Genomic DNA, 5,113 nt, shown 5'->3' with positions numbered 1-5,113 from the left:
AAAATGACGGCATTCAATATGTGCATACATGGAGTAAGGGGACAAATAACCTGTGGCAATGCCCTTGACCTTACAAGCGATTGGAGGTTTGGGTTTGAGATTAATAGATTACTCAAATTTGGAATCCCATCTATCGAACGAATTACCTCAAATCAGTGTGCTCAATATCATTCTTTCGAGCAAATGGTCAATAAATTTAAGGAAGATATGAAGGCAAAAAACGAGGTCATTACCGAGGAGAAAATACAACAAAAGATAGCCGAAAAGATAGCAAAACAGTCTGCCATTACGGGTCAATTATCTTTGTTTTAGACTGCCAAATTTACCGCAAAATAAAAGAATCACTGTTTTACACCCTTGTCACCATTGCCTAAATTCGTAATACAATAAATATCTGGTTTTCAATTTAACACTAAGAAAATGAAGCAATTCACAATTTACTACAGCACCCAAAAAGGAGTTACGGGTGCCCTCCCCTTGTATGCTTATAATGAGCAAAATGCAATTGAAATGTTCGAAGAGCAGTACACCAAATGGACAGTTGTTAAGGTAATCAAAGCATGGTAATGCAACTCAAAGACATAAGCTGGAGAGCTAGGCTCTCTAGCATTATGAAAGATGCCTGGCGCTTCTTCAGAAACGGAATTGTTAGCTTTTCACTATCTCTCAAGCTTAGTTGGAAAGTGGCAAAAGGTGAAATTACTACTACTCAAATCAAAAAAATGCTCAAGAAATGAAAATCACAAAAAAGCAATTAAAGGGACTAACTCTATTCGAAAAAGAAGAGCTATACAAAATCCTAACAGAAGGGACAAAAATCACAGCAGGTAAGACACATAACAAAGGTTGGGTAGATACACCATTGTTTTTATCAGTCGAGGAGCAAAAGCAAATGAAACTATTCTAATAAAAAGAAAGCTCCTAATCAAGTGTTAGGAGCTTATCCAGTTAACTGGTTTTCAATCAACAAAAAAAACGTTGAATGAGACCGCAAAAATACACAAATGAAACATCAAATCATAACGAAGAAGGGATATAATGGCCCGGAGGTTATTTCAGCAATTCAAAAGTGCATCCGCAGAGGTTGGGAAAAAGAAGCACTTTATTGGGCCTTAGAGCTCTACGAATCCAATTACTCAGAATGGCTATGGAAAAGGCTCAGGATTATCTCAAGTGAAGATATTGGATTAGCAGAGCCAAACATCTCCAGTGAAATTTGGGCATTGTATTGTATGTTTCGAGAAGCTGCCAAGAATAAAGAGGACAAAGGCGAACCTCAACGGCTCTTTCTAGCTCACGCAGTAATAAAGCTCTGCAGGTCCAAAAAGAGTAGGCTAATAGATTGGGCTATCTTTTGGGAAATTCTTACACATCCATTCAAGCGCCTCGAGATACCGGATGTTGCTCTCGATAAGCATACCGACCGAGGCAAGCGCTTAGGAAGGAGCTGGAAACACTTCTTTGAAGAAGGTTCAAAACTAGATCCACACGAAATACAGGAGCTTGAAGATGAGTATCGAGAGCTCGCAAAAAATGCCATATCAAACAGTAATGAAATAGGCACACCAGAGCTATTCAGCGAATAACGTCCAAAAAAGCTAGAGAACCGCTTGCGATATTGCAGGCGGTTTTTTTTGTGCAGATAGATAATAATGTGATATGGGACGACCAAGAAAGCAAAGCCAAAGCTTAACCAAAATGAAGAATAAGCTAGGCATTCAGAAGAATAAGTTTGATGTGTACCACGAGTATTTGAGTGGTACAAAAGATATCGAGGAGCTGACCATCGAACAACAAGAAATGTTCGACAAATATAGCCTTGCATGGTCAATGGCGAACATTGGGCGAACTGATGATATGATTGAAGCTGCTTTGCAAAAGAAGTATGATATCAAAAGTGGAATGGCACGAATCATCCGTATTGAGAGCTTTGAGCTTTTCGGCAATGTTGAGGATGTAAGCAAGAAAGGGCGTTTGATGGCGGCAATCAATTATTTCAAAACACTCTCCAACCTAGCACGTGCCGAAAAAGACTTCAAAACCGCCACAATGGCTTGGAAAGAGGCATCTACACTCGAAGGATTGTACGAAGGAGAAGCAGTAGGCTTCAATCTTAACGACTTCAAGACAGCACCAACGATTGTTTTTACCAACAATATCAATGTTTTGAATAAGCAAATTAAATCAATTGAGGACGATGAGTAGCGAGGTGAAAGAGGTATATCTCAATGATAAACAGTTAAAATTTCTCAAAAGTAGAGCCAAACGCAAAACGTTTCATGGAGGTCGTGGTTCTGGTAAGACCAGTACATTAGGTGTTGACCAGTATCAATGTTTTTGGGAGTTACCACGAGCTACAAATGTTATTGGCGGGTTGACATACGTACAGCTCGACTCAGTTGTATTACCAGGTATTCTTGCCTCATTGGAAAGGTTAAATATTCATGAATATAACAAGGCTCAACCCTATGGCGTCTATGTTTTAGGTGTCAAGCCTCCTGACCACTGGGGAACTCCTTACCAAAAAGTCGGGAAAAAAGGATATCAGTACGCGATGACGTTTATTAATGGCTATACTATTCGTTTTGTATCTCAAGATAATCCAAACACTCACAGAGGGATTAACTCAGATTTGATTCGGATAGATGAAAGTGCCACCATGGACGAAGACTTTATCAATACGGTACTGTCTCCGACCATGCGAGCCAATCCAAATACCAAGTTGGCAAAAAGTCATTTGCACCATAGTTTCTATGATTTTTCGTCTGCGAGCTGGACACCAGAGGGAAACTGGATTTACAAAACGGAGGAATTATACAAAGAAATGCTCGAAAGAAGAGCAAAAATGTCCGATGCCGAAAAGCTCAAAAATCCTCCAGAATACCTGTTTTTAGAAAGTACCTATAGAGATAATCAAGCCAATTTGCCACTTGACTATGGCAAGCGCTTACAAGATCAACTTTCGGAGCTTCAATACATGGTCGAAGTTGAGAATGAACGATTAGGCAAGTTACCAAACTGCTTCTATTTCTCATTCTCAAACGCAAGGCATACTTATGTCAAGTCTTATGATTATGAATACGATGATAAGTCCAAGCTCCATTTGTATCGCTCGAATGACTACCAATCAGACCGTGAGCTTGAAGTATCACTCGACTTCAACGCTGATATATGTTGGGCTGTAACATGCCAAGAGGTTGGTCGTGAGTTCAGAGTCATCGACTCGCAGTTTGAGAAGTCGTCAGTCCTACAACCTTACAAAAACGTCATCTTAGAAAACGCCAAAAACTGGTGCAAAAAATACGCCTCACACCAGAAAAAAACAGTCAAAATTTACGGTGACAAATCAGGAAAAAACCGCAACGCAGGCTCAGGTGGGGATAATGGCAACTTTTTTAGCCAGTTCATTAAAGTACTAACTGACGAGGGATGGACTGTAATTAGGGAGTATGAGAAACAAGGCAAAAACCCTGCACATAAAGATAAGTACATACTTCTTAACCACCTATTAGAGGAGTCTAACGAACGTGCGCCTAAGATACGATTCAATCAGAACACAAATAAAGTACTCATCATAGCCATGTGTCGCACCCCCATCATGACAGATGGCACGTTCAGGAAGTCGAAGAAGAGCGAGACATCAGGCGACATGGTAACGAATAGAGAGTATGCGACGGATGGCACCGATGCACTAGACTACATACTCTATGCTAAGTATAAGAAGTTCATGCCAGGCGTGAAGGCTCAACAAAATACTTTCGACTCCTTCTAAGCTACCGATTCATACAGATTCATTCCGATTCTAACCGATTCCTCAACCCTCAGCAATGGGGGTTATATTCTATTTTTTTGATATGGCAATTGCCGTTGCCGTCAAAGGGCGGGTGCCCTTCTCGTAAAAGATTACACTCGTTTTTGAGTTTATTCGTCGTAACTACCAGAAAGTAAAACGATTATATTTTTTTTCATTAAAAAGTGTATCAAAAAAGCGTCCTAAACTATCCTAAAACAACCGATTAATATTGAATTGTAAATGTTTAAAACCGATATGAGTAAAAAAATCAGTCTTTCACAAGCACTTGCTATGCTTTGCCGTCCTGACGAAAAGCATAATATCCGCTATCGCAAATCGTCCGCAGGACAACTTGGTGTAGCTGGTAGCAAGGATGGCGTAACCATTCGGACTGCGAAAAGTGAAAAGCTCAATATGCTTTCAGCATCGAAGAAGTTTGGTGCGGATGGAATCATTAAGCTTTGGCATCCTCGCACGAATCAAGATTTCGACATCGTGATTGACTTGCTTACGCATATCGATGGGATGGAAATAGAGCACCCGTATAACTAAGGTTTGTATGTCAGTTGTTGAGTTGTCGAAGAGCATCTACCTTCTAAGGAATGAAGATGCAAGAGTGGGGGCATTTGTGGAAGTAGTACCCTCAACACAAGATACGAGTTTCCCCAGCTCCAGCATTGCTGCGGGCTCAGGTAGCTACGATGGATTATCACACATAAGATGGGGCGCTCAGGATGAAAAGCCTTCAGAGATGCACAGGCTTGCCACCGATTCGCCAAACAAATGGCGTTTGATTGAAACCCGTAGAGATTTTTTGATTGGTAATGGCGTGCGCTTTGGCATCGAGAAACCCAACGGCGCCAAGATGGAACGTGAGCTTTTGAGTCCGTCTCACAAAGACTACTCAGCTATTAGCGATTATATCCGCTCATTGGATAAGGTTGGGTACTTTGGAGATGCTGCTTATCAAGCAAGCTTTTCGGGGAATGTCTTCACGGGCATTCCTCTCGATAGAACTGGAAGAGCTGAGCTTATTAATTGCCTCGATTGTTTCGAGATGCGAATTAGAGCTTTGGCACAAAACGAAAGTCGTGTGTCTGCCTTCATACGCAACCCAAATTTTGGAAAGCGTACCTATAAGAAAGCAGATGGATTCCCTTTACCTGCTTTCAATCCAGCTAATCCAAAAGCATTTCCTTTTTCAGTTTTTCACGCCAAACATAAATTGCCTGGTCAACCATTCTATTCGTTTGCCGCTTGGTGGGGAACGAAAGCATGGACAGAAGTAGCAAACCAAATTCCGAAATATCACCTTGAGGG

The 5,113-nt window shown here is 41.0% G+C and carries 7 protein-coding genes and 1 pseudogene; all 8 read left to right on the top strand.

Annotated features, from left to right (window positions below; translation table 11 throughout):
• Positions 1 to 312 (top strand): annotated as a pseudogene (locus ACOVQ4_RS13105) (hypothetical protein); the annotation flags it as partial.
• 108 nt (positions 313 to 420) lie between these two features.
• Positions 421 to 567 (top strand): hypothetical protein, encoded by a 147-nt coding sequence (locus tag ACOVQ4_RS13100; protein WP_421821084.1) that lies wholly within the window; start codon positions 421 to 423, stop codon positions 565 to 567.
• A gap of 166 nt (positions 568 to 733) precedes the next feature.
• Positions 734 to 907 carry a hypothetical protein gene (locus tag ACOVQ4_RS13095; protein WP_421821083.1) on the top strand — a complete coding sequence of 58 codons (174 nt, stop codon included), beginning with the start codon at positions 734 to 736 and terminating at the stop codon, positions 905 to 907.
• 97 nt (positions 908 to 1,004) lie between these two features.
• The gene (locus tag ACOVQ4_RS13090) at positions 1,005 to 1,586 is read left to right on the top strand and encodes a hypothetical protein (protein WP_421821082.1); all 582 of its coding nucleotides are present in this window, start codon (positions 1,005 to 1,007) and stop codon (positions 1,584 to 1,586) included.
• A gap of 112 nt (positions 1,587 to 1,698) precedes the next feature.
• Positions 1,699 to 2,205 (top strand): hypothetical protein, encoded by a 507-nt coding sequence (locus ACOVQ4_RS13085; protein WP_421821081.1) that lies wholly within the window; start codon positions 1,699 to 1,701, stop codon positions 2,203 to 2,205.
• Positions 2,198 to 3,772 carry a hypothetical protein gene (locus ACOVQ4_RS13080; RefSeq protein ID WP_421821080.1) on the top strand — a complete coding sequence of 525 codons (1,575 nt, stop codon included), beginning with the start codon at positions 2,198 to 2,200 and terminating at the stop codon, positions 3,770 to 3,772. The genes ACOVQ4_RS13085 and ACOVQ4_RS13080 overlap by 8 nt, the downstream gene beginning before the upstream one ends.
• Before the next feature lie 276 nt (positions 3,773 to 4,048).
• The gene (locus tag ACOVQ4_RS13075; RefSeq protein WP_421821079.1) at positions 4,049 to 4,345 is read left to right on the top strand and encodes a hypothetical protein; all 297 of its coding nucleotides are present in this window, start codon (positions 4,049 to 4,051) and stop codon (positions 4,343 to 4,345) included.
• Between the two features lie 7 nt (positions 4,346 to 4,352).
• Positions 4,353 to 5,113: hypothetical protein (locus ACOVQ4_RS13070; protein ID WP_421821078.1), on the top strand; the 761-nt coding region annotated here is incomplete at its 3' end.

This window comes from Flectobacillus sp. (assembly GCF_049240685.1).
Lineage (GTDB): Bacteria > Bacteroidota > Bacteroidia > Cytophagales > Spirosomataceae > Flectobacillus.
Note: the sequence above shows the minus strand (reverse complement) of the source record. Positions and strands in the feature narration are given on the sequence as shown.